At 52.4% G+C, this 23,837-nt stretch carries 24 protein-coding genes and 1 riboswitch; of the genes, 13 read left to right on the top strand and 11 right to left on the bottom strand.

Going from position 1 to position 23,837, the window contains the following annotated elements; translation table 11 throughout:
• Positions 1–27: 27 nt before the first annotated feature.
• The 5 genes from EHN13_RS04255 (at position 28) to rlmA (ending at position 4,153) form a co-directional block, all read left to right on the top strand.
• The gene (locus tag EHN13_RS04255; RefSeq protein WP_101742621.1) at positions 28–312 is read left to right on the top strand and encodes a YebO family protein; all 285 of its coding nucleotides are present in this window, start codon (positions 28–30) and stop codon (positions 310–312) included.
• Positions 313–949: 637 nt separating this feature from the next.
• Positions 950–1,093: a DUF2627 domain-containing protein gene (locus EHN13_RS04250; protein ID WP_003034983.1), complete on the top strand. Its 144-nt coding sequence runs from the start codon at positions 950–952 to the stop codon at positions 1,091–1,093.
• A 12-nt stretch (positions 1,094–1,105) separates the two neighbouring features.
• Positions 1,106–1,315 carry a transcription antiterminator/RNA stability regulator CspE gene (gene cspE, locus EHN13_RS04245; RefSeq protein ID WP_001062678.1) on the top strand — a complete coding sequence of 70 codons (210 nt, stop codon included), beginning with the start codon at positions 1,106–1,108 and terminating at the stop codon, positions 1,313–1,315.
• 219 nt (positions 1,316–1,534) lie between these two features.
• A complete protein-coding gene (ftsI, locus tag EHN13_RS04240; RefSeq protein WP_101742622.1) occupies positions 1,535–3,280 on the top strand; it encodes a peptidoglycan glycosyltransferase FtsI in 1,746 nt (581 codons plus the stop codon).
• A 63-nt stretch (positions 3,281–3,343) separates the two neighbouring features.
• Entirely contained in the window at positions 3,344–4,153 is an 810-nt protein-coding gene (gene rlmA, locus EHN13_RS04235; protein ID WP_124020946.1) for a 23S rRNA (guanine(745)-N(1))-methyltransferase, read from the top strand.
• On the opposite strand, the gene mntP is transcribed toward rlmA, so the two are convergent.
• The 5 genes from mntP to manX form a co-directional block, all read right to left on the bottom strand.
• A complete protein-coding gene (gene mntP, locus EHN13_RS04230) occupies positions 4,150–4,716 on the bottom strand; it encodes a manganese efflux pump MntP (protein WP_115602405.1) in 567 nt (188 codons plus the stop codon). The two genes, rlmA and mntP, sit on opposite strands and share 4 nt — an antisense overlap.
• A 131-nt stretch (positions 4,717–4,847) precedes the next feature.
• Positions 4,848–4,951, bottom strand: a riboswitch (yybP-ykoY riboswitch).
• A 196-nt stretch (positions 4,952–5,147) separates the two neighbouring features.
• The gene (locus EHN13_RS04225; protein WP_124020945.1) at positions 5,148–5,606 is read right to left on the bottom strand and encodes a DUF986 family protein; all 459 of its coding nucleotides are present in this window, start codon (positions 5,604–5,606) and stop codon (positions 5,148–5,150) included.
• Between the two features lie 60 nt (positions 5,607–5,666).
• Positions 5,667–6,518: a PTS mannose transporter subunit IID gene (locus EHN13_RS04220; protein ID WP_003833769.1), complete on the bottom strand. Its 852-nt coding sequence runs from the start codon at positions 6,516–6,518 to the stop codon at positions 5,667–5,669.
• A 12-nt stretch (positions 6,519–6,530) separates the two neighbouring features.
• Positions 6,531–7,331 carry a PTS mannose/fructose/sorbose transporter subunit IIC gene (locus EHN13_RS04215; RefSeq protein ID WP_003021004.1) on the bottom strand — a complete coding sequence of 267 codons (801 nt, stop codon included), beginning with the start codon at positions 7,329–7,331 and terminating at the stop codon, positions 6,531–6,533.
• 58 nt (positions 7,332–7,389) lie between these two features.
• Entirely contained in the window at positions 7,390–8,352 is a 963-nt protein-coding gene (gene manX / locus EHN13_RS04210) for a PTS mannose transporter subunit IIAB (protein ID WP_005122176.1), read from the bottom strand.
• Between the two features lie 263 nt (positions 8,353–8,615).
• Here manX and EHN13_RS24520 point away from each other — a divergent pair, with 263 nt between their 5' ends.
• Both EHN13_RS24520 and yoaE read left to right on the top strand, forming a co-directional pair.
• A complete protein-coding gene (locus tag EHN13_RS24520) occupies positions 8,616–8,825 on the top strand; it encodes a protein YoaL (RefSeq protein WP_071887353.1) in 210 nt (69 codons plus the stop codon).
• Positions 8,813–10,372, top strand: coding sequence for a CNNM family cation transport protein YoaE (gene yoaE / locus EHN13_RS04205; protein ID WP_048211405.1), 1,560 nt, complete (start codon positions 8,813–8,815; stop codon positions 10,370–10,372). The genes EHN13_RS24520 and yoaE overlap by 13 nt, the downstream gene beginning before the upstream one ends.
• Positions 10,373–10,378: 6 nt before the next feature.
• On the opposite strand, the gene EHN13_RS04200 is transcribed toward yoaE, so the two are convergent.
• The 4 genes from EHN13_RS04200 to pabB form a co-directional block, all read right to left on the bottom strand.
• Complete coding sequence (locus tag EHN13_RS04200) at positions 10,379–11,980, bottom strand: EAL domain-containing protein (RefSeq protein WP_048211406.1); 1,602 nt, start codon at positions 11,978–11,980, stop codon at positions 10,379–10,381.
• A gap of 130 nt (positions 11,981–12,110) precedes the next feature.
• Positions 12,111–13,475, bottom strand: coding sequence for an L-serine ammonia-lyase (gene sdaA, locus EHN13_RS04195; RefSeq protein ID WP_048211407.1), 1,365 nt, complete (start codon positions 13,473–13,475; stop codon positions 12,111–12,113).
• A gap of 183 nt (positions 13,476–13,658) precedes the next feature.
• Complete coding sequence (locus EHN13_RS04190) at positions 13,659–14,237, bottom strand: CoA pyrophosphatase (protein WP_048211408.1); 579 nt, start codon at positions 14,235–14,237, stop codon at positions 13,659–13,661.
• Positions 14,238–14,240: 3 nt separating this feature from the next.
• Positions 14,241–15,602, bottom strand: a complete 1,362-nt coding sequence (gene pabB / locus EHN13_RS04185) for an aminodeoxychorismate synthase component 1 (RefSeq protein WP_167469980.1) — start codon at positions 15,600–15,602, stop codon at positions 14,241–14,243.
• An 83-nt stretch (positions 15,603–15,685) separates the two neighbouring features.
• On the opposite strand from pabB, the gene EHN13_RS04180 reads away from it, so the two are divergent.
• On the top strand, positions 15,686–15,865 hold the full coding sequence (locus tag EHN13_RS04180; protein ID WP_003020986.1) for a YoaH family protein: 180 nt from the start codon (positions 15,686–15,688) through the stop codon (positions 15,863–15,865).
• A 6-nt stretch (positions 15,866–15,871) separates the two neighbouring features.
• Here EHN13_RS04180 and EHN13_RS04175 read toward each other — a convergent pair whose 3' ends face one another.
• On the bottom strand, positions 15,872–16,216 hold the full coding sequence (locus tag EHN13_RS04175; RefSeq protein WP_124020943.1) for a RidA family protein: 345 nt from the start codon (positions 16,214–16,216) through the stop codon (positions 15,872–15,874).
• 141 nt (positions 16,217–16,357) lie between these two features.
• On the opposite strand from EHN13_RS04175, the gene EHN13_RS04170 reads away from it, so the two are divergent.
• From EHN13_RS04170 to rnd, 5 genes are all read left to right on the top strand, one after another.
• A complete protein-coding gene (locus EHN13_RS04170; RefSeq protein WP_115601890.1) occupies positions 16,358–18,268 on the top strand; it encodes a DNA repair helicase YoaA in 1,911 nt (636 codons plus the stop codon).
• Positions 18,269–18,326: 58 nt separating this feature from the next.
• Positions 18,327–19,022, top strand: coding sequence for a tRNA (adenosine(37)-N6)-threonylcarbamoyltransferase complex dimerization subunit type 1 TsaB (gene tsaB / locus EHN13_RS04165; protein ID WP_048211411.1), 696 nt, complete (start codon positions 18,327–18,329; stop codon positions 19,020–19,022).
• 94 nt (positions 19,023–19,116) lie between these two features.
• A complete protein-coding gene (locus EHN13_RS04160; RefSeq protein WP_048211412.1) occupies positions 19,117–19,701 on the top strand; it encodes a Slp family lipoprotein in 585 nt (194 codons plus the stop codon).
• A gap of 204 nt (positions 19,702–19,905) precedes the next feature.
• Complete coding sequence (fadD, locus tag EHN13_RS04155; RefSeq protein WP_005122193.1) at positions 19,906–21,591, top strand: long-chain-fatty-acid--CoA ligase FadD; 1,686 nt, start codon at positions 19,906–19,908, stop codon at positions 21,589–21,591.
• Between the two features lie 84 nt (positions 21,592–21,675).
• Complete coding sequence (gene rnd / locus EHN13_RS04150) at positions 21,676–22,791, top strand: ribonuclease D (RefSeq protein ID WP_061068055.1); 1,116 nt, start codon at positions 21,676–21,678, stop codon at positions 22,789–22,791.
• A gap of 48 nt (positions 22,792–22,839) precedes the next feature.
• On the opposite strand, the gene EHN13_RS04145 is transcribed toward rnd, so the two are convergent.
• Positions 22,840–23,805 (bottom strand): PDR/VanB family oxidoreductase, encoded by a 966-nt coding sequence (locus tag EHN13_RS04145; protein ID WP_124020942.1) that lies wholly within the window; start codon positions 23,803–23,805, stop codon positions 22,840–22,842.
• Positions 23,806–23,837 lie beyond the last annotated feature (32 nt).

The following is a 23,837-nucleotide window of genomic DNA, read 5'->3' as shown; positions in this document are numbered from 1 at the left end:
CTACGCTGTCTACATTGAGGTGGTGAAATGAACGAAGTTTTGAATTCTGGCGCGTTGAGTTTTGCGTCTTTAGTGGTATCGGTGGTGGTTCTGGTAATCGGGCTTGTATTGTGGTTTTTCATCAATCGGGCAAGTTCGCGTACTAACGAGCAGATTGAACTGCTTGAGGCGTTGTTGGATCAGCAAAAACGACAGAACGCATTGCTCCGTCGTCTTTGTGAAGCTAACGAACCGGAAAAAGCAGAAGAGCCTACCGCGGTGCAAACTCAGGATGAAGATGATGACATCATTCGTCTGGTAGCCGAACGGTAGTAAACAGAAAGACAGGGTGAGAGTCTGTAGATGCTATTCTCAGATGCTTCATCCTGTCGTCAACGATATCAGATTATTTTCTTCTGCAACAATCCGGCAATTACTGCGCCGACACACGTGGAACCTGCATTTTTCCAGATGCTCTGACCAATTAATATCTTATCTCTGGTTTGACATAAATATAATTATCCATAGATTAATAATATGATTGTGTCATTTTTGTGATACCGATCGTTTTATTATCAGCGAAACGTTTCTCTTACTTTTTTTGTGCATTGTCATCATTCTTTCATTATTTTGGTGCAAAACCAGAATGCCGATCTCATTTTTACGCTTGTGATATTTTATGCATTACTAAGCATAAAAAATGATATCTGGCAGAGGCTGTGACAGATAATCTGGAACAGTTGAACCTGATGAGCTATGGTAGAAAGTCCATGCTACGGCGCAGGCCAGCCGGGGCAAGGGGAGAGAGGCGAGGATATATCTCTACTCGGCCTGGCGCATAACTGTGCAGTTGTTGTTTGATGAACTGCGGGATTTGTGCGACCGATCGAGACACGTTTAAAAATGGCTTGCCATTATTAACGTTGTATGTGATAACACGGTTTGGGTTAAACGAGGTACAGTTCTGTTTATGTGTGGCATTTTCAGTAAAGAAGTCCTGAGTAAACACGTTGACGTTGAATACCGCTTCTCTGCCGAACCTTATATTAGTGCCTCAAGCAGTAATGTCTCAGTTTTATCTATGTTATGCCTGCGGGCGAAGAAAATACTCTAAGGAATTTTGCAAATGGCAAAGATTAAAGGTCAAGTTAAGTGGTTCAACGAGTCTAAAGGTTTTGGTTTCATTACCCCGGCTGATGGCAGCAAAGATGTGTTCGTACACTTCTCCGCTATCCAGGGTAACGGCTTCAAAACTCTGGCTGAAGGCCAGAACGTTGAGTTCGAAATTCAGGACGGCCAGAAAGGTCCGGCTGCTGTTAACGTAACAGCTATCTGATCGATACCACTGATTTGAAGCGCTCAGGCGCAACCAATTCAGATATAAAGCCTCGCTTATGCGGGGCTTTTTAATTCAAATTACGTCAAAATATTTCTGAATGCCTCTCCATTAGCGCTTTGTTGCAAAGGCGCGATGTTCGTAGCATTGTTTTTCCCGCTTTCTCCCGGCAATTCCCGTTAAATCAGTCACCTGAAAAACTATCTTGCTGGAGCCCCGGTGAAAAAGAAAAACGACGGCGATGCGCGCAATTTTACTCCCGTACGTTTTGCCCTGCTTTGTGTGGCAATACTGTTGAGTCTGGGATTGTTGCTTGGTCGGGTTGCGTGGTTACAAATTGTCACCCCAACGAGCCTGGTCAAGCAGGAGGATATGCGTTCGTTACGTGAAGTCACAATCGCCTCACCGCGTGGGATGATTACCGACAGAGAAGGACGTCCTCTCGCAGTAAGCGTGCCGGTGAATGCAGTTTGGGCCGATCCGAAGACGATTGTCAGCAAAGGTGGCGTTGGCTATAACGAACGCTGGCAGGCATTGGCGAAGACCCTGCATATTTCACTCAGCACGCTGGCTGAACGTGTTAACAGCAATCCAGCTGGCCGCTTTATTTATCTGGCGCGCCAGATCTCTCCTCAGCAGGCGCAGTGGGTCGATGATCTTAATCTCCCGGGGATTAATCTGCGCGAAGAATCCCGCCGTTTCTATCCCGCAGGTCATGTGGCGGCAAATCTTATCGGCTTTACGAACATTGATGGACAAGGTATTGAAGGCCTGGAGAAAAGTTTCAACAGCCAGTTGATGGGTAAACCCGGCTCTCGCCTTGTGCGCAAAGACAAGTTCGGGCATGTGATTGAAAATATCACGGAAGTGATGCCGGTCCCCGCGCACGAATTGCAGCTCAGTATTGATGAGCGCTTGCAGACGGTGACTGAAGATGCGCTGGATAATGCCGTAACATGGAATAAAGCGGAATCTGGAGCCGCGGTGCTGGTCAATATTGCCACCGGCGAAATCCTGTCGATGGCAAGCTTTCCCGACTTCAATCCCAATAACCGTGATGGCGCGGTGCTGGATGATTTTCGCAACCGTGCAATTAGCGACACCTTTGAACCCGGTTCAACCGTTAAACCGCTGGTGATCATGACTGCTCTGCAGCAAGGGATTGTGCAGCCTGATAGCGTCATTGATACCCATCCTTTTAATCTCGATGGACATCGCATCCGAGATGTCGGATTTTACCCGGAGCTATCGCTTACCGGTATTTTGCAGAAATCAAGCGATACCGGTGTGTCGCACCTTTCGCTGGCAATGCCGGTACAGAAACTGCTGGATACCTATAAACGCTTTGGTTTTGGCGACCCAACCGGGCTGGGGCTAACCGGAGAAAGTAGCGGTTTAATGCCTCAGCGACGTTACTGGAGCGATCTGGACCGGGCGACCTTTGCATTCGGTTACGGGTTAATGGTGACGCCGCTCCAGTTGGCGCATGTCTATGCCACCATCGGCAGTTTTGGTATTTACCGCCCCCTTTCTATTACGCGTATCGATCCGCCAGTGATAGGTACGCGGGTGATGCCGGAGGCGTTGGTGCATCAGGTTGAACATATGATGGAAAGCGTCGCGCTACCCGGCGGCGGTGGGACCAAGGCTGCGGTGAGGGATTACCGTGTTGCGGTGAAAACCGGGACGGCAAAGAAAATTGGTGATGATGGTAAATATGTCGATAAATACGTGGCTTATACGGCAGGGGTTGCGCCAGCGAGCGATCCAAAATTCGCGCTGGTCGTGGTGATTAATAACCCGCAAAACGGTGCTTACTATGGGGGAGCCGTCTCCGCGCCGGTCTTCAGCCAGATTATGGGCGATGTCCTGCGTCTGGAAAACGTCAAACCGGACGGCATGCCTGCTGACTCCGATCATCTGCTGGTGATGCACGGCAGCAGCGTATCCTCGCCGTCGCTGTAAGTTATTTTCCCTGGGCGCAATTCGCGTTACACTTGCGCCCTTAAGCCACCTGCCGGAGTTGTCATGTCGTTTTCCTGTCCTCTTTGCCACCAGCCTCTTACTCAAGCGAATAACAGTTTTGTCTGCCCGGAGCGACACCAGTTTGACGTGGCGAAAGAGGGATATGTTAACCTGATGCCGGTTCAGCATAAGCGGTCGCGCGATCCGGGTGACAGTGCGGAAATGATGCAGGCGCGCCGGGAATTTCTTGATGCTGGTCACTATCAGCCGCTACGCGATGCGATTGTGGATACGCTCAAGCAGATGCTGATTTCAGACGATGCGACGATCCTGGATATCGGCTGTGGGGAAGGGTACTACACTCACGCGTTTGCCGATGTGCTGGCGGGCAGTACAACCTTTGGGCTTGATGTTTCTAAAGTGGCGATTAAGGCCGCGGCCCGACGTTATTCGCAGGTGACCTTTTGCGTTGCCTCCAGCCATCGTCTGCCGTTTGCCGATGCGTCAATGGACGCCATTATCAGGATCTACGCGCCTTGCAAAGCCGAAGAGTTGGCCCGCGTGGTGAAACCGGGTGGATGGGTAATCACCGCCACGCCGGGTCCGCGTCATTTAATGGAACTTAAAGGGCTGATTTATGATGAGGTGCGTTTACATGCGCCACACACAGAGCAACTGGACGGTTTTGTTCTGCAACAGAGTATTGCGCTGGGGTATCAGATGCAGCTTAAGGGCAGCGAGGCCATTGCGTTATTGCAAATGACGCCGTTCGCCTGGCGGGCAAAGCCGGAAGTGTGGGAAACGTTAGCGGGGAAAACGAAGTTTGACTGCCAGACTGACTTTAGTATTCATATCTGGCAGCGTCTGAATTAACCGTGGAAGTGTGCCCAGAGGATCTGGGCGCCGATACCAATCAGGACTACCCCACCCAGAATTTCAGCTCGCTTGCCCAACATCGGGCCAATAAAACGACCGATCATCATGCCAAGCGTGGACATAATTAACGTGGCGCAGCCAATGGCCAGCGCAGTGGCAATAATGTTGACCTGCAGGAAGGCCAGACCCACCCCGACGGCCATCGCGTCGAGACTGGTCGCAATGGCAGTGGTGACCAGCAGCCAGAAACCGTGGCGGCGCTGCGGCTCTTCATCTTCATCATCGTTGTCACGAAAGCCTTCGATTATCATTCGGCCGCCTAAAAAGATCAGCAAAATGAAGGCGATCCAGTGGTTCCACTCCAGCACGAATTTGCTGGCAAGCATCCCCATTCCCCAGCCAATCAGTGGCGTAAGGGTCTCGACTGCGCCAAAGATAAGGCCGGTACGCAGAGCTTCAGAGAATTTAGGTTTATGTAAGGTGGCGCCTTTGCCAATTGATGCTGCGAAAGCATCCATCGACATGCCGAAAGCGAGAAGAACAGTTGCGGTGATATTCATAACAGCGTCCTGACCGGGGTATTCCATAAAACACATCACTGCCCCCAGTAACCATGCACAATGAGCGGACCCATTGTCTATACAGAGCCATTCAAATATGCATTGCAGTTGATGTGCCTATGGTCTCGCCTGACTAAACGTGATGTTCAGTCCGTACGTGCCACGTTTTTCAACGAGTATGTTGACACGTACATTTCCGGAGTCTGGAAATCGGCTACTCCCCAACGACGGGCGCAACCTTAACATATTTTTGGAATATAAAACAAGAAACGCAGAAATATTATTTGACTTCTAAATGAAAATAATTTTCATTTAGATTTATTTATAGATAAAACGTTAAATTAAATAACATATGGGCGGAGAAATATAGCCTTAGCTATGTTTGTTTTTCACTGAGATATAAAAAACATAGTTCAGGCTATATTTGTAACTTATTGGTTTGAAATGAGAAGTTTATATATCTTCTCCAGGTCGTCTATATTTCGTACGCGAATAAGCAATCGTCTTTGCGCTAATTGCATCACCAGCACACCGTCTTCTGATAAATTCATCTCTTTAATCCGGTCATATTCAATCCAGACATTGGCGAAGAAAAAACCTTTTTGTTTGAAAATAATTTTAGGCGTACGGATCCAGAACAGATACAACCCCATTAACACCAGTGCACATAATAACCATGTGGTAAATTGCGCGCCGTGGCTGGTGATGTTGTTGTAGATCAGAATAACAATCAAACCGATGAAGATAACGCTGTCGACTCGACTGCGTGGAAGCAGGGCAACAGTAAGTAGAGTGGGGCCATTACGGCGGGGCATGATGAACTGATCGTAAATGGCATACGCCAGCAGCGAAAAGATAAATAGAACCAGCACCAGGTCCGTGATAGTCATGAATCCTCAACCCTCTAAATAGAAAAACCGGGGGCAAGCCCCCGGTGATGTACAACAGTCTTACAGGCCGAGCAGGCCGACAGCGTAGCCCGCGATACCGATGACGAAAAAGCCAACGATGATCCACAGTGGGTTCACTTTCTTACGCAGAAGCCACATACAGGCGAAGGTCAGTAGCAGAGGAACCAGGCCCGGCATCAGCTGATCAAGGATTGTCTGCACAGTGGTCACGCGCGTTTGGCCATCCTGACCGGTGATGGTGGAGACCACCAGTGGGATATTCACGTGCGTCCACTTGTTAACCAAGGCACCCATGACAAACAGGCCGAGGATTGACGCTCCCTCAGTCAGTTTCTGCAGGAAGCCGCCGCCCATATCTTTAACGATATCTACGCCTTTACGGTAGCCGTATGCCACGCCGTAGTAACGGGTTGCCAGACGTACCAGGTTGAACAGGATAAAGAACAGCAGTGGCCCAAGCAGGCTACCGCTCATCGCGATACCTGCACCCAGCGCGGCGAATACCGGGCGTACGGTACCCCAGAAAATCGGGTCGCCCACGCCTGCCAGCGGTCCCATCAGACCAACTTTGATACCGTTGATAGCACCATCGTCAATCTCTGCGCCATTCGCACGCTGTTCTTCCATTGCCAGTGTAACGCCCAGAACCGGTGCCGCTACATAGGGATGGGTGTTAAAGAATTCCAGGTGACGCTTGATAGCTTGCTTACGGGCGTCGTTGTTTTCCGGATACAAGCGGCGAATAGCCGGTACCATGGAGAAACAGAAGCCCAGCGCCTGCATACGTTCGAAGTTCCATGAACCCTGAAACAGGTTAGAACGAATGAACACGCCACGAATGTCACTCGGAGTGAGTTTTTTCTCGGTGGTAGTTTTAGTCATATCAACCATTTCGCTCACCTGCTAGTCCAGTTCGTTATCGAGATCGTTATTGCCAGCCGCCGCAGCAGGCGCACCGGCTACGCGGTTATATTTCGGGCTCAGCTGAATGTAGAGGATCGCCATTACTGCGCCAATCACACCCAGAGCAACCAGGTTGAAGTTAGTAAATGCCGCGGTGACGAAACCGAGGTAGAAGAATGGCATCAGGTAGCCTGCGCGCATCATGTTGATGACCATCGCATAACCAACCACCACGATCATACCGCCTGCGATGTTCAGGCCGCCGGTCACGACTTCCGGAATGGCATTAAGCATGCTCTGAACTTCACTGGTACCAACAGAAATCGCTACGATTACCGCCGGGATAGCGATACGCATAGCCTGCAGGAACAGGGAGGAAACGTGCAGCCAGGAGAGCGCCGTCAGGTTGCCGTTTTCGGCCGCCTTATCCGCCGCGTGCTGGAATGCTACGGTGATGGTACGAACGATAATGGTCAGAACCTGGCCTGCTGCTGCCAGTGGTATCGCCAGCGCGATACCTGCACCGATACTTTGGTGACCCGCAATAACCAGAACGGTAGAGATAATGGAAGCCAGTGCAGCATCAGGCGCAACCGCAGCACCGATGTTCATCCAGCCCAGAGCGATCATTTCCAGGGTACCACCGATGATAATACCGGTTTTCATATCCCCGAGAACGGCACCAATCAGCGTACAGGCCACCAATGGACGGTGGAACTGAAATTCATCGAGTACCGACTCCATACCCGCGATACATGCGACGATGAACACCAGCACAATCTGAAGAGTGGTAATCTCCATTGTACTTCTCCTATTGCTATACAGACTTAAGTGTGAAAACTAAGTAAATGCCAGGTGGTTATTTCGCCTTGGCAATCAAATCCATCATTTTCAGTTTCTGATCGGTAGAAACCTTACGGGCTTCGAGCTCAATACCGCGTTCGTTGAGTTTCTTGAAGGCTTCGATGTCTTTTTCATCCACCGAAATCGCGTTGTTTACCTGCGTTTTCCCCTGGCGGAATGCCATGCCGCCAATGTTAACAGAGGTAATTTTTACGCCACCTTCAACGATGCGTTCTACATCGGTCGGGTTGGTGAACAGCAGCATTACACGCTCACCGGCGTATTTCGGGTTGTTATAGACGCGGATCATTTTCGCGACATCAACCACATGTGCGGTAACGCCTGGCGGTGCGACCTGAGTCAGCAACGTCTTACGCACGGTATCAGCAGCAACTTCATCACTGACGACGATAATGCGCGTTACGTTTGTTTCTTTGGTCCAGCGAGTTGCCACCTGACCATGGATTAAACGGTCATCGATACGTGCGAGGCCGATCTGCATATAGTCGTTCGGGCCCATCGGTTTCGCGGGTGCCGCTGCCTTAGGTGCTGCGACGGGGGCAGGTGCGGCTTTTTCAACAGGTTTAGCTTTCAGCGCTTTTACGCCTTCGCTACCGGTTTCAACGGCCAGTGCGACTAATTCATCGAAGCTGGGGTTGTCGTCACGCGCCATGAAGGTTTCTACCAGCATGGGAATGTTCACGCCTGCGATAACTTCATAATGCTCTTTATCGACAACAATGCGGCTCGCAGCGTTAAACGGGCTGCCTCCCCATGTGTCAACGAGAAACAGCACGCCTTTACTGGTATCCAGTTTTGCCAACTGAGCGTTATACTTTTCAATCAGCGTTTCGGCATTTTCGCCTGGAACGAAATCGATCCAGCCGACGTTTTCCTGCTCGCCTAACAACATCTCTGCTGTTTTAAGTAACTGCTCTGCAGCCCAACCATGTGTGCCTATTACAATAGCAATGGTCACTTGCTACCTCCTTTATTATCGTTAACACATCAACGTGAAGATGCATTTTGAATCGCTCGTCCGCAATCGAATCGATTCAGATAAGGGTTACAAAGAAAAACCTATGATTTTCGTGAATTATTTTAGATATCGAAAAAATATTTTATGTGATGAAGATCCGTAATTTAACTTCCGATCAGAAGAAATTTCGAAGGGTGAAATATCTCCGAAACAACTTATTGCAAAGGAAGGTAAATCTTTGCTAAAAACCGGTTGTCTCTGTTATGTTTAGCATCTGTTTAATTACTCAGGAGTATAGGGCAGTAGCCCACCATATGGATCGTCACCGACGTCATTTCACCTTTAGGCCGTATCAAGCCTGTCAGTTTGGCACTTTTTGCCACAAACTTTATCTGCATATTGCTTTAACGCCTGAGATGTTCAGGGCGCAGTTTGATCATTCCTTAAGCAGGAGCTTGTCATGGAACTCTTAATGGACCCGCAGATTTGGGTGGGTTTGCTCACGCTTGTTGTTCTCGAAATTGTTCTGGGTATCGATAACCTGGTCTTCATTGCAATTCTTGCCGATAAGCTGCCACCGAAACAGCGAGATAAAGCGCGCCTCATTGGTTTGTCACTGGCGCTGATTATGCGTCTGGGCTTGTTGTCCGTGATTTCGTGGATGGTGACGCTGACAAAACCGCTGTTTACGGTCATGGACTACGCGTTTTCCGGGCGAGATCTGATTATGCTGCTGGGGGGTATCTTCCTCTTGTTCAAGGCTACGACAGAGCTGCATGAGCGGCTGGAAAACCGTGAACATGATACCGGGCAGTCAAAAGGCTATGCGAGCTTCTGGGTCGTGGTGACGCAGATTGTTATCCTCGATGCGGTGTTCTCACTGGATGCGGTCATTACTGCAGTCGGTATGGTCAACCATCTGCCGGTGATGATGGCGGCGGTGGTTATTGCGATGGCGGTGATGCTGCTGGCATCGAAGCCGCTGACGCGATTTGTGAACCAACATCCGACGGTGGTGGTGCTGTGTCTGAGCTTCCTGCTGATGATCGGTTTGAGCCTGGTTGCCGAAGGGTTTGGCTTCCACATTCCGAAAGGCTATCTGTATGCGGCGATTGGCTTTTCAATTATCATCGAACTGTTTAACCAGATTGCCCGTCGTAACTTTATTCGCCACCAGTCGACTCTGCCGCTGCGTGCGCGGACTGCGGATGCAATCTTGCGTCTGATGGGGGGTAAACGTCAGGCCAGCGTGCAGATGGAATCCGACAATCCGGTTCCTGTTCCGGTCCCGGAAGGCGCGTTTGTGGAAGAAGAACGCTATATGATCAACGGTGTTCTCTCACTGGCATCCCGTTCATTACGCGGCATCATGACACCTCGTGGTGAAATTAGTTGGGTCGACGCCGATCTGAGCGTAGCGGAAATTCGTGAACAGTTGCTTTCTTCTCCACACAGCCTGTTCCCGGTGTGTCGCGGTGAACTTGATGAAATTATCGGTATCGTGCGTGCTAAAGAGCTGCTGGTGGCGCTGGAAGACGGTGTGGATGTTGCAGCGATTGCGTCTGCCTCGCCGGCAATTGTCGTCCCGGAAACGCTCGACCCGATTAATCTGCTAGGCGTGCTGCGTCGTGCCCGCGGTAGCTTTGTCATCGTCACTAACGAATTTGGTGTGGTGCAGGGGCTGGTAACACCGCTGGACGTATTAGAAGCGATCGCAGGTGAATTCCCGGACGCCGACGAAACCCCTGAAATCATTGCTGACGCCGGTGGCTGGTTGGTGAAAGGGGGAACCGATCTGCACGCGCTGCAACAGGCGCTGGACGTGGATACGCTGGTGGATGAGGACGAAGACATCGCCACCGTAGCAGGGCTGGTGATTGCGGCTAACGGTCACATCCCGCGTGTAGGTGATGTTATTGAGGTTGCACCGCTGAGCATTACGATTGTCGAAGCCAATGACTATCGTGTGGATTTAGTTCGCATTGTTAAAGAACAACCCGCTCACGACGAAGACGAGTAAACGGGGTTAGCGAAATGGCATAATGGGCATGATATGGTGCCCGTTATGCCTGGCGGGTGGCGGCGTGCTGCCCGCCAGCCATTTGGGAAAATCACGAAGCGGCATCGGCTTGGCATACAAAAAACCCTGCAAGATATGTACGCCATGACGGCGTAAATGCTGCGCCTGTGCCTGCGTTTCTACGCCTTCAGCCACCAGTTCGATATTCAGCCTTTTTCCCAGCGCGATAATGATGTCTGTGACGGTTGAATTCACGGCGTCGGTTCCGATCGCCGAAGTAAATGATTTATCAATTTTCAGCACATCCGGGCGCAATTTTTCCAGCCAGGAAAGCGAGCTGTTTCCGGTACCAAAATCGTCAATCGCCAGCTTAACGCCGAGGCGATTCAACTCGCGCACGATCCGATAATCCACATCCAGTAAGGCATCGCGTTCGGTCAGTTCTATAACCAGTTGCTGGATGGGATGCTGGCTGAACCAGTACTGATTAAGGTCTTTTAACAGCGTACCGTGGCGGAAATGGCTGGCGGCAACATTGATACCGATATGAAACTGGCTACTCATCGGAAAAACGTGTCGTTGCTGAATGGTTTCTGCGATGACATGACGGGTAAGAGGGACAATCAGGTTGTGCTCTTCGGCGATAGGAATAAACACTTCCGGCGAAATCCAGCCCTGACGTGGGTTGTTCCAGCGCAACAGAATTTCTACACCCATACATTGCTGGGTCTGCGCGTTCAGCAGTGGCTGACAAAACAACTCGAACTCGTGTGCCGCGAGAGCCAGATTAATCTCCCAGGAAAAACTCATTCTGCTGGCGGTTGCCAGCCAGGCAAGGTATCCCACCAACAGGCTCAGGATCACCGCCAGCGGCAGTTGTGTCGGCAGATGTTTTATCGCCAATTCACTGGCGCCAGGGCCGGTGACGCTGATCGTGAAGGGAAAATGTTGCGATGAAAGCTGATAACGTTTTTCATCGTTCAGTGCAGGCAAGGTCTCGACAACACCTTGTCCGTAGAGCAGGTGGCGGTTGCCGACGGTTAAACTGGCGTTGGTGATTTGCGGTGGCTGGGGTTCCAGCAGCATGGTCGATAATAAATCAATATTGACGATTTCCAGCACCCCATTTTCGCCATCCGCGGAGGCCGGATACCACTGCGTCAGAATGGGACTACCTTTAATCAGCGAATGGTCGGTGGACAACAGCAGTTGCGCCTCCCGGCTCGGTAATTCAGGTTGAATTTGGCGGATAGGCACATTGCGATAGCCAAAGATACTGGAGCAATAAAGAATCCCCCCCTGAATCAGACTGATAGAGCGCACTGTTTGTAGCCTGGCAGCATGCTTGCTCAAAGGTAAACGCGCCACAGAGCAGGGAAGACCAATCAACGGGAGCAGTATATCGCGCCCGGCCTGCAGTGGGAGCAGCACATCATCCAGTGCCTCTACGGCATGATTAGCAAAGGTGACGGTGTAACGGTGATTTATATTACGCTCCGAAATAAATCGGACCGTTAATGTGAGGATGAGCGTCAGTAGTGCACATATTGTGCAGACGATTAAGCGATTACGGCGATAGTTTTGAATGATCCGTTGTGCTGTTTGCATGCGGGCCGCCCGATAAGCCGTTGGTCACAGAAGCCAACAGCAACAGAGCAAGTGTAGTGGGGAAAATTACAGTAGACGAGCGAGAAGGGGCAAATTCGCCCATCCGTCGCAGATGGGCGAAAATTAAGTATTAGTCACATTGAACTTTGATTGCCAAACCACCGCGTGACGTTTCGCGGTATTTGGCGTTCATGTCTTTACCTGTTTCGTACATGGTCTCAATGACTTTATCCAGCGAGACGCGTGGCGCGCTGGTGCGGCGCATCGCCATACGTGCGGCGTTAATCGCCTTCACGGACGCAATAGCGTTACGTTCGATGCACGGAACCTGCACCTGTCCGGCAACCGGATCGCAGGTTAAGCCCAGGTTGTGCTCCATACCGATCTCGGCAGCAACACACACTTGCTCAGGGCTCGCGCCCAGTAGCTCAGCCAGACCTGCAGCAGCCATGGAGCATGCCACACCGACTTCACCCTGACAGCCTACTTCGGCGCCAGAGATAGAGGCGTTCATCTTGTACAACGCACCAATTGCCCCCGCCGCCAGGAAATAACGGGTGTAGATATCCGGGCTGACGGACTCGATGAAATGATCGTAATAGGCCAGTACTGCAGGCACGATCCCGCAGGCACCGTTGGTTGGCGCGGTTACAACGCGACCACCCGCGGCGTTTTCTTCGTTAACCGCCAGCGCAAACATGTTCACCCAGTCGATCACGTTCATCGGATCGTTGGAGAGCTTGTCGCTGGAAACCAGCATACGACGCAGGGCGGAGGCACGGCGAGGAACGCGCAGCGGACCCGGCAGCACGCCTTCGGTGTTCATCCCACGATCGATACAAGCCTGCATGGTCTGCCAGACGTTGCCAAAGTACTCTTCAATCTCTTTCTTGCTGTGCAGCGCAAGTTCGTTCTGCATCACCATGCCTGAGAGAGACAAACCGGTGCTGTTGCAGTATTCCAGCATTTCAGTGGCGGATTTGAACGGATAAGGTACGCTGACCTCATTCGTTGCATCCTGACCAAAATGTTCTTCATCAACGATGAACCCACCGCCAATGGAATAGTACGTTTTGCTGTAAATGACGGTTTCGCCATTGTACGCATGGATCTGCATCCCGTTTTCATGCAGCGGCAGGTTGCCGTTGTGAAAACGCATGCCGTCATTCTGCGGGAAATCCACTTCGTGCTGCCCCTGCGCAAGCAGCAGGCGGCCACGCGTTTCTACGTCGCGGATAAATCCGGGGATGCTGTCAATATCCACGGTAGCAGGCTCATTGCCCGCCAGACCCATAATAATGGCGATATCGGTGTGGTGACCTTTACCCGTGAGCGACAGTGAACCATACACGTCGACGGCGACACGAGTAACGCTGTCCAGTAATCCTTTTTCGACCAGGTCATCGACGAACTGTTTACCCGCCTTCATAGGCCCTACGGTATGGGAAGATGAGGGACCAATCCCCACCTTAAACATGTCGAATAGACTAATCACGATAATACTCCTACAGGGCGACTGGGCTTTCCAGTAACGATGTTATAACTGCGCATAGTGTAAGAGGGAACGCGGCGATCGGCTTAACTATTCACATGAATTAAACTAATAGATAACCGCGGTTTTACTAATGTTGTGACCTGAGTTTCAAGTTGTCTATGGCGTGCGTAAAGATAAGTATAGTCAGGGCTTGACGCCAATTTGCAGCGCCAGCTCACGAATTATTCCGGCGGTCATTCCCCAGACGAAATAGTGCTCATACCAGGAAAGCCATACACGATGTGAATCACCGCGACGGTAGATATCCAAAGGATGATAGCGACCTAAATGCAGGGCCTGCGCCAGCGGCATTTCGAACACTGCAGACACTTCATCCTCACTGGCGCGATACGGTAAATTTGGCGGGATAATACCTACCACTGGCGTGACCTGAAATCCGGTAACGCTGTCGACCGGTGGCAGCACGCCAATCACCTCAACGCAAGAAGGTGGGATCGCCACTTCTTCCTGCGCTTCGCGAAGGGCGGCGGCAATCAATGAAGCATCGCTGCTGTCCACCGCACCGCCGGGAAAGGCGACCTGTCCGGCGTGCTTGCGCAGATGAACGGATCGCTGGGTTAACAGCAATCCCGGCTGCGCACGGCGTACGACAGGGATCAGTACGGCGGCCTGGCGCTGGTTTAACGCGGCATGATTGACCTGCGGGCGCAGGAGTTGGAAGCGCGATAAAAAATCATCAAGCGTCAGGCTGCTGTATTCCACGTGTCAGTTCTCCAGTTGGTGCAAAATACGATTCACTTTATCAAACGTTTCCTGATACTCCGCGTCTTCCTGACTGTCTGCAACAATGCCACCGCCAGCGGAGCAATAAATTTGTCCGTTTGTGGCTGTCAGTGTGCGAATGGTGATGCTGGTATCCATATTGCCGCAAAAGCTCAGATAACCAATGCTGCCGCACCAGGCGTTGCGTCTTTGCGGCTCCAGTTCGTCGATAATTTCCATCGCCCGCACTTTTGGCGCGCCGGTGATGGAGCCACCAGGGAAGGCGGCACGCAGCAGGTCGGTGGCATGCAATGACTCTGGTAAACGCGCGGTAATGGTACTGACCAGATGATGTACGGCCGGGAAGGGTTCAACCACAAACAGTTCCGGAACCTGTACCGAGCCGGGCACGGCGACGCGGCCGATATCGTTACGCATCAAATCGACGATCATCAGGTTTTCCGCCCGATCCTTTGGCGAATTTGCCAGCTTGTCGGCTTGCTGGCGATCGGCATCAGGATCGTCCAGTCTGGGTAGCGTACCTTTGATGGGGCGTGTCTGGATATGCTGATCTTCCAGTTGAATAAAGCGTTCCGGTGACAGACTGAGGATTGCGCCGTCTTCCAGGCGTATAAACGCACTGAATGGCGCGCGGTTAGCGCGATTGAGCTGCACAAACGCTTGCCATTCATCTCCCTGATATTGCGCCTGAAAACGTTGGGCCAGGTTGACCTGATAGCAGTCGCCGCTGTGCAAATAGTGCTGCACCTGACGAAATTTTTCGCCGTATTGCTCACGGCTCATATTCGAGTGCCATGCCGACGTTAATGTAAATGGCTCGCGTACCGGCGGCAGTTGATTTTCGAGCCACGCCAGACGGGCATGCACATCGCTATGGCTAAGCAGTGATACAGTCTGTAGCTGGTGATCGACAATCAACGCCCAGTCATAGATACCGACGCCCATATCCGGCAAGGCGATATCGCGTTCGGCAATATTTGGCAGCGATTCAAAGCGGCGGCCCAGATCGTAGCCAAACAAACCCAGTGCGCCGCCCTGGAACGGGAGGTCGGGATGATAATCAGGCTGAATAGCCTGAGCGGTTAGCGTTGAATATAATACTTTCATCGGGTCATCAAGCGTGCGCAAAATGCCTTGCCTGTCCTTGACCATAGTCTCCTGTGCACGCGTAACCAGGGTCGCTACAGGGTCGGCGACCAGAATATCAAAACGGTTATGCGGATGATCGGCATGACCTGAATGCAACAGCATCGCCCAGGGCAGATGGCTTAAGGTCGAAAAATAGCGTTCAGCGGCGTCCTGACACCAGGGTAATGTGATTACTGCGGGAGATAACGTCTTCATCAGTCCTGACTCGTTGCTACTCTACTGGCTAACTGCCCGGTAGCATGAAATAATTAGCGCAGACAATTTAGCAGGAGTTAACAATGTTTGCAGGTTTACCTTCACTCAGTCATGAGCAGCAGCAAAAAGCAGTAGAGCGGATTCAGGAACTGATGTCGCAGGGGATGAGCAGCGGACAGGCGATTGCTCTGGTTGCTGAAGAGCTACGCGCCAGCCATACCGGTGAACGGATCGTGGCGCGTTTTGAAGATGAAGACGAGTAGCGCCGCTTAAACCTCAGCGATAATCTTGATCTCGACTTTGTATTTCGGGTTCATCAATCCGGCCTGAACGGTACAACGTACCGGCGCGTGACCGGCAACGACCCACGCATCCCAGGCTTTGTTCATGGCGGCAAAATCACTTTTGTCCGCCAGAAAAAGGGTGGCATCAAGGATTCGTGACTTGTCGCTACCCTGTTTTTCCAGCACCGCATCAATTTGCGCCAGCGTATTTGCCGTTTGCTCAAAAGCGTCTGCATCCAGATTCTCCGGCACGCCGGTGTAGTACAACGTGTTGTTATGGATAACCACGTCAGACCAACGAGCTTCAGCATCAATGCGCACAATCGTCATAAATCATTCCTTATTTGCATTTTTCTTCATGGGCTTCAGATTGCGCCAAGACTGCCATAATGTTGCGCCCGCGTCACCTCTTCAACTGGCGAAAGACCCGCTGGCCTGACATAATCCCTGTTCAAATGAACAGGGGGCAGTGTGACGGACGATTTTGCAGCAGACGGTCAATTGGCTAAAGCGATACCGGGTTTTAAACCGCGTGAACCACAGCGACAGATGGCGATTGCTGTCAGTCATGCCATTGAAAAATCACAACCGCTTGTTGTAGAAGCCGGCACTGGCACAGGTAAAACATACGCTTACCTCGCCCCGGCGCTTCGCGCTGGAAAGAAAGTGATTGTGTCGACGGGATCGAAAGCGTTGCAGGATCAGCTCTACAGTCGCGATCTTCCCACCGTTGCCAAAGCACTGAAATTCACCGGTAAGCTGGCGTTGCTAAAAGGGCGCTCCAACTACCTGTGTCTGGAACGCCTCGAACAGCAGGCGCTGGCGGGGGGCGATCTACCGGTACAAACGTTAAGCGATGTCATACTGCTGCGCTCATGGTCAAATCAAACGCTTGATGGCGACATCAGCACCTGCGTCAGCGTGGCGGAAGACTCTCAGGCCTGGCCGCTGGTAACCAGCACAAACGATAATTGCCTTGGCAGCGACTGCCCGCTGTATAAAGAGTGCTTTGTCGTTAAAGCGCGCAAGAAGGCGATGGAAGCGGATGTCGTCGTGGTGAACCATCATCTGTTTCTCGCTGATATGGTGGTGAAAGAGAGTGGATTTGGTGAATTAATCCCCGAGGCAGACGTGATGATCTTCGATGAAGCCCATCAGCTACCGGATATCGCCAGCCAGTACTTTGGTCAATCGCTTTCCAGTCGCCAACTGCTGGATCTGGCAAAAGACATCACCATTGCCTATCGCACCGAGCTGAAAGACACCCAGCAGTTACAAAAATGCGCGGACCGGCTGGCGCAAAGCGCGCAGGACTTTCGCCTACAGCTCGGCGAGCCCGGCTATCGTGGAAATCTGCGTGAACTGCTGGCTGACCAGCGCGTGCAGCGCGCGTTTTTGCTGCTCGATGACACACTTGAGCTCTGTTATGACGTGGCGAAGCTGTCTCTCGGCCGTTCTGCCTTGCTGGATGCTGCGTTTGAACGTGCCACGCTTTACCGTGCTCGCCTGAAGCGTCTGAAAGAGATCAACCAGCCAGGCTTCAGCTACTGGTATGAATGCACCTCCCGCCATTTTACGCTCGCATTGACGCCGCTTACCGTGGCCGACAAATTCAAAGAAGTGATGGAGCAAAAACCGGGCTGCTGGATTTTTACCTCCGCGACGCTGTCGGTAAACGATGACCTCCATCATTTCACCGCGCGGCTGGGTATTGACGATGCCGAGTCGATGCTACTGCCGAGTCCATTTGATTACACCCGTCAGGCGCTGCTGTGCGTGCCGCGTAATCTCCCGCAAACCAACCAGCCGGGGGCTGCGCGGCAGTTGGCTTCCATGCTGCGTCCCATTATCGAAGCGAACAACGGTCGCTGCTTTATGCTGTGCACTTCGCACGCGATGATGCGCGATCTGGCGGAACAATTCCGCGCCACCATGACGCTTCCCGTTCTGCTGCAGGGCGAAACCAGTAAAGGGCAACTGTTACAGCAGTTTGTCAGCGCAGGTAATGCGCTACTGGTTGCCACCAGCAGCTTCTGGGAAGGTGTGGACGTGCGCGGTGATACGCTGTCGCTGGTGATAATCGACAAACTGCCGTTTACCTCGCCGGACGACCCGCTGTTAAAAGCCCGAATGGAGGATTGTCGACTGCGCGGCGGCGATCCGTTTGAAGACGTCCAGTTGCCGGATGCGGTTATCACCCTGAAGCAGGGGGTAGGGCGTCTGATTCGTGATGCCGACGATCGCGGTGTGCTGGTGATTTGTGATAACCGTCTGGTGATGCGGCCTTATGGCGCGACCTTCCTGGCAAGCCTTCCGCCTGCGCCACGCACGCGTGATATTGCGCGTGCTGTTCGCTTTCTTGCTATACCATCGGCTGAGTAATTTGTTACGGAGTGTGGTAAGATGCGCGCCAAATTTATTGATCTGATCACAAACACCCATGCGAATTCTGGCTATCGATACCGCCACAGAGGCGTGCTCTGTTGCCCTGTGGAATGACGGTACTATCAAGGCTCACTTCGAGCTTTGCCCACGAGAACATACCCAACGAATTTTACCGATGGTCGAGGAAATCCTGGCCGCTGGCGATCTCACGTTAACCGACATTGACGCCCTGGCATTTGGGCGCGGTCCCGGTAGTTTCACCGGTGTCCGTATTGGGATTGGCATTGCCCAGGGGCTGGCGTTAGGCGCGAATTTACCGATGATCGGCGTCTCCACTCTCGCGACAATGGCACAGGGGGCCTGGCGTAAATCGGGCGCTACCCGCGTACTGGCCGCGATTGATGCGCGTATGGGTGAAGTGTACTGGGCTGAATACCAGCGTGATGAAGATGGCATCTGGCACGGCGAAGAGACAGAAGCGGTGTTAACGCCGGAGCAGGTACACGATCGCCTGCTGCAGCTTTCTGGCGACTGGGTAACCGTTGGCACGGGCTGGCCAGCCTGGCCTGAACTCGGCAAAGATAGTGGTCTGATGCTGAACGATGGCGACGTATTGCTTCCTGCGGCAGAAGATATGCTGCCTGTCGCCACGCAAATGCTGGCTGCCGGTAAGACCGTGGCGGTTGAACATGCTGAACCGGTTTATTTACGTAACACCGTGGCGTGGAAGAAACTTCCCGGTAAAGAATGAATCTTAGTAGTACATCCCTGGTAAATTCGCACTGATGTCAATACACAGCATCGCGAACATGTCCGGGCAGAGGCTAAGAAAAGGGAGTCGCAATATGGTGGTGCAAAAGCAGTTATTGAAAGGTGTACTGGCAGGCGTATTGGCGTTATCGCTAAGCGGCTGTGTCACCATCCCGGATGCGATTAAAGGTTCGAGCCCGACACCGCAGCAGGATCTGGTGCGGGTGATGAATGCGCCGCAGTTGTACGTCGGACAAGAAGCACGTTTTGGCGGTAAGGTGGTGGATATTCAAAACCAGCAAGGGAAATCCCGACTGGAGATCGCCACTATGCCGCTCGATAGCGGGGCACGACCGATTCTGGGCGAAGCGTCACGCGGGCGAATTTATGCCGATGTTAACGGTTTCCTCGACCCGGTAGATTTTCGTGGTCAACTGGTCACCGTCGTCGGACCCATTAGCGGAACTGTGGACGGAAAAATTGGTAGTACACCGTATAAGTTCATGCTGATGCAGGTAACCGGTTATAAACGCTGGCATATTACTCAGCAAATTGTGATGCCTCCGCAGCCGATTGACCCCTGGTTCTACGGTGCGCGTGGCTGGCCTTACGGTGGCTACGGCGGATGGGGATGGTACAATCCCGGTCCCGCGCAGGTTCAGACGATAGTAACAGAGTAACTCTTTGTTTTAATGATAAAAGAAACAGCGGCTCGTCCGCTGTTTCTGCATTAACGTGGATATAAGAAAAATAAATAGTGACGTGCTTCGCAACCTTGTCGTTGTGTAATAAACAAACTGGTACGCTGAGTTAATATTATGTTAACAGTTTGTTTATTGCCTGGGGTTGTGATGACGACGAATACGCATTTTAGAGGTGATGTATTGAAAAAGGTTTGGCTTAACCGTTATCCCGCTGGTGTTCCCGCGGAGATCAATCCTGACCGTTATCAATCCCTGGTGGAACTCTTTGAACACTCAGTAAGACGGTATGCCGATCAACCCGCGTTTATGAACATGGGGGAGGTGATGACCTTCCGCAAACTCGAAGAGCGCAGTCGGGCATTCGCGGCTTATTTGCAACAAGGACTTGGACTGAAAAAGGGCGATCGCGTGGCACTGATGATGCCCAACCTGTTGCAATATCCCGTTGCACTGTTTGGGATTTTACGTGCTGGCATGATAGTTGTGAACGTGAACCCGCTGTACACGCCTCGCGAGCTGGAACATCAGCTCAACGATAGCGGTGCATCGGCGATCGTCATCGTCTCTAACTTTGCCCACACGCTGGAGAAAGTGGTCGATAAGACCTCAGTTCAACACGTGATCCTCACGCGTATGGGCGATCAGTTGTCGACCGCGAAAGGGACGCTGGTTAACTTCGTCGTGAAATATATCAAGCGTCTGGTGCCGAAATATCACCTGCCGGATGCCATCTCGTTTCGCAGTGCGCTGCAAAACGGCTACCGCATGCAGTATGTGAAGCCGGAAGTCGTGTCAGAAGATTTGGCTTTCCTGCAGTATACCGGTGGTACCACCGGTGTGGCGAAAGGCGCAATGCTCACGCACCGTAACATGCTGGCTAACCTGGAGCAGGTTAATGCCACCTATGGTCCGTTGCTGCATCCGGGCAAAGAGTTGGTGGTAACAGCTCTACCGCTGTATCACATTTTTGCGCTGACGATGAACTGCCTGCTGTTTATTGAGCTGGGCGGTCAAAATCTGCTGATTACCAACCCGCGCGATATTCCCGGACTGGTAAAAGAGCTGGCGAAATATCCCTTCACCGCGATGACCGGCGTCAACACGCTGTTTAACGCGCTGCTGAATAACAAAGAGTTCCAGCAACTGGACTTCTCGTCACTGCACCTTTCTGCAGGCGGCGGGATGCCGGTTCAACAGGCGGTAGCGGAACGTTGGGTGAAGCTGACGGGGCAGTATCTGCTGGAAGGCTATGGCCTGACGGAGTGCGCTCCGCTGGTGAGCGTCAACCCTCACGATATCGACTACCATAGCGGCAGTATCGGGTTACCGGTTCCGTCTACCGAGGTCAAACTGGTGGATGATGACGACAACGAAGTGCCACCGGGAGAACCGGGCGAACTGTGCGTGAAAGGTCCGCAGGTGATGCTGGGGTACTGGCAGCGACCAGACGCCACAGACGAAATCGTCAAAGACGGCTGGCTGCACACCGGCGATATTGCGGTGATGGATGATGAAGGCTTCCTGCGTATTGTTGATCGTAAGAAAGATATGATCCTGGTCTCCGGCTTTAACGTCTATCCGAACGAAATTGAAGACGTGGTGATGCAACATCCAGGTGTGCAGGAAGTGGCTGCCGTTGGCGTTCCATCAGGCAGCAGCGGTGAAGCGGTGAAAATTTTTGTGGTGAAGAAAGACGCCTCGTTAACCGATGAAGCGCTGGTTACTTTCTGCCGTCGTCACCTGACGGGCTATAAAGTACCGAAGCTGGTGGAATTCCGTGATGAGTTGCCGAAATCTAACGTCGGTAAAATTTTGCGACGAGAATTACGTGACGAAGCGCGCGGCAAAGTGGACAATAAAGGCTGAGCGTTAAGACAGCCAGCAGAAAGCGCCGGATAATCCGGCGTTTTTTTTGGCGAAAACCTAAGAGAGCACGATTTGAATTATCAAATGATCACCACGGACGACGCGTTGGCCACGCTGTGCGAAGCCGTTCGTGAATTTCCGGCGATAGCCCTGGATACCGAATTTGTTCGCACGCGTACCTACTACCCGCAGTTGGGACTGATCCAGCTGTTTGATGGCAAACACGTTGCTCTGATTGACCCGCAGGGGATCACCGACTGGTCGCCGCTGCGCGATATCCTGCGTGACACTGCGATCACCAAATTCCTGCATGCCGGAAGTGAAGACCTCGAAGTGTTTCTCAACACGTTTGGTGAGCTCCCGCAACCACTGATCGATACACAGATTCTGGCCGCCTTTTGTGGGCGTCCACTGTCGTGGGGCTTTGCTGCGATGGTGGAAGAGTTCACCGGGGTGGTGCTGGATAAAAGTGAATCACGTACCGACTGGCTGGCCAGACCGCTGACTGAGCGGCAGTGCGAGTATGCGGCGGCAGATGTCTGGTATTTATTACCGATCACCACAAAACTCATGGCAGAAACCGATGCGTCCGGCTGGTTGCCCGCCGCGCTGGACGAATGTCGTTTGATGCAACAGCGTCGTCAGGAAATTCTGGCACCCGAAGATGCGTGGCGAGAAATTACCAATGCCTGGCAGTTGCGTACCCGTCAGCTCGCCTGTCTGCAACTGCTTGCCGACTGGCGACTGCGTAAAGCGCGCGAGCGCGATCTGGCGGTAAACTTCGTGGTGCGTGAAGAGCATCTGTGGGCGGTGGCCCGTTATATGCCGGGCAGTCTGGGCGAGCTGGATAGTCTGGGACTTTCCGGGAGCGAAATTCGCTTCCACGGCAAGACGCTGATCTCCCTGGTAGAAAAGGCACAGGCCTTACCGGAAGAGTCGCTGCCGCAACCGTTGCTGAATCTGATGGATATGCCGGGTTATCGCAAGGCATTCAAAGCCATTAAAGCCCTGGTGGCCGATGTGAGTGCGGAGCAGAATCTTAGCGTGGAACTCCTTGCTTCGCGTCGTCAAATCAACCAACTGCTCAACTGGCACTGGAAATTAAAGCCGCAGGCGTCCCTGCCGGAGCTGATTTCCGGTTGGCGTGGCGAACTGATGGCCGACCGCCTCAAGACGCTGCTGCTGGACTATCCACAGTAAGCGTTCAGGCCGACCGGGGAGTCCATCGCTTATCCGGTCGGTTAAATTCTACAAATCAAGCACCAGGCGTTTGCCTTTGGCACGTGAACAGCAAATAAGCATGCTCTGCTGGCTGGCTTTTTCGTCGTCGCTAAAGTATTGATCGCGGTGATCCGCTTCCCCTTCAAGAATCGTCGTCTCACAGGTACCGCACACGCCTTCACGGCACAGACACTCGACTCTGGCAGCTTTGTTATTTTCGATAACCTGCAGAATCGTCATCTCTTGCGGAACGACAAACTCACGTCCGGAACGTGCCAGCACGAGGGTGAAAGCATCACCGCTCTTATCTTCTACCGCAAATTGCTCGAAATGTAGCGTATTGTTATCCAGACCGTGGCGGGCGGCCTCGCTTCTTACGGCATCGTTAAGCGCGGCCGGGCCGCAGGTATAAATATGGGTGCCGGGTTCTACATCGGCAAGCAGATGTGCCAGGTCGAGGCGTGTGCCTTCACTCGAAAGGTGCAGATGAATGCGATCGGCCTGGCGGTGCTGTTTCAGTTCATCATGAAACGCGCAGTTTTCAGGGCTGGGTGAACAGTAATGTAGCTGCCACTGTGCCTGGGCGCTTTCGAGTTCCGGGATCTGCGACAGGAAGGGCGTAATACCGATGCCGCCAGCAATTAACAAATGCTTTTGCGCCTGCGGTTCGAGGGCGAAAAGATTATTGGGCGTGGAAATCGTCAGCGTATCGCCGGGTTTGACCTGCTGATGCAGGTATCGTGAGCCGCCTTTGGAATTCTCCTCCAGGCGCACAGCAATTTGCCAGGTGCGGGTATCCAACGGCGAGCTCATCAGCGAGTACGCGTTGCTATAGAGATTTTCGCCATCGCGCATCTGCACGATGATATGGCTGCCGCCCTGGAACGCAGGCAACGGATCGCCTGAGGCAGCCGTTAAGGTGAAGCGCTTTACATGCGCGGTAATCGTTTCAATCTGACTGACCTGAACTTCTCGCATTTGATATTCAGACATTGCGGCACTCCCTAAAAATTCTGTCCGGCGCG

This window comes from Citrobacter youngae, from assembly GCF_003818115.1.
GTDB lineage: Bacteria > Pseudomonadota > Gammaproteobacteria > Enterobacterales > Enterobacteriaceae > Citrobacter > Citrobacter youngae.
This window is presented reverse-complemented; position numbering and strand designations above follow the sequence as displayed.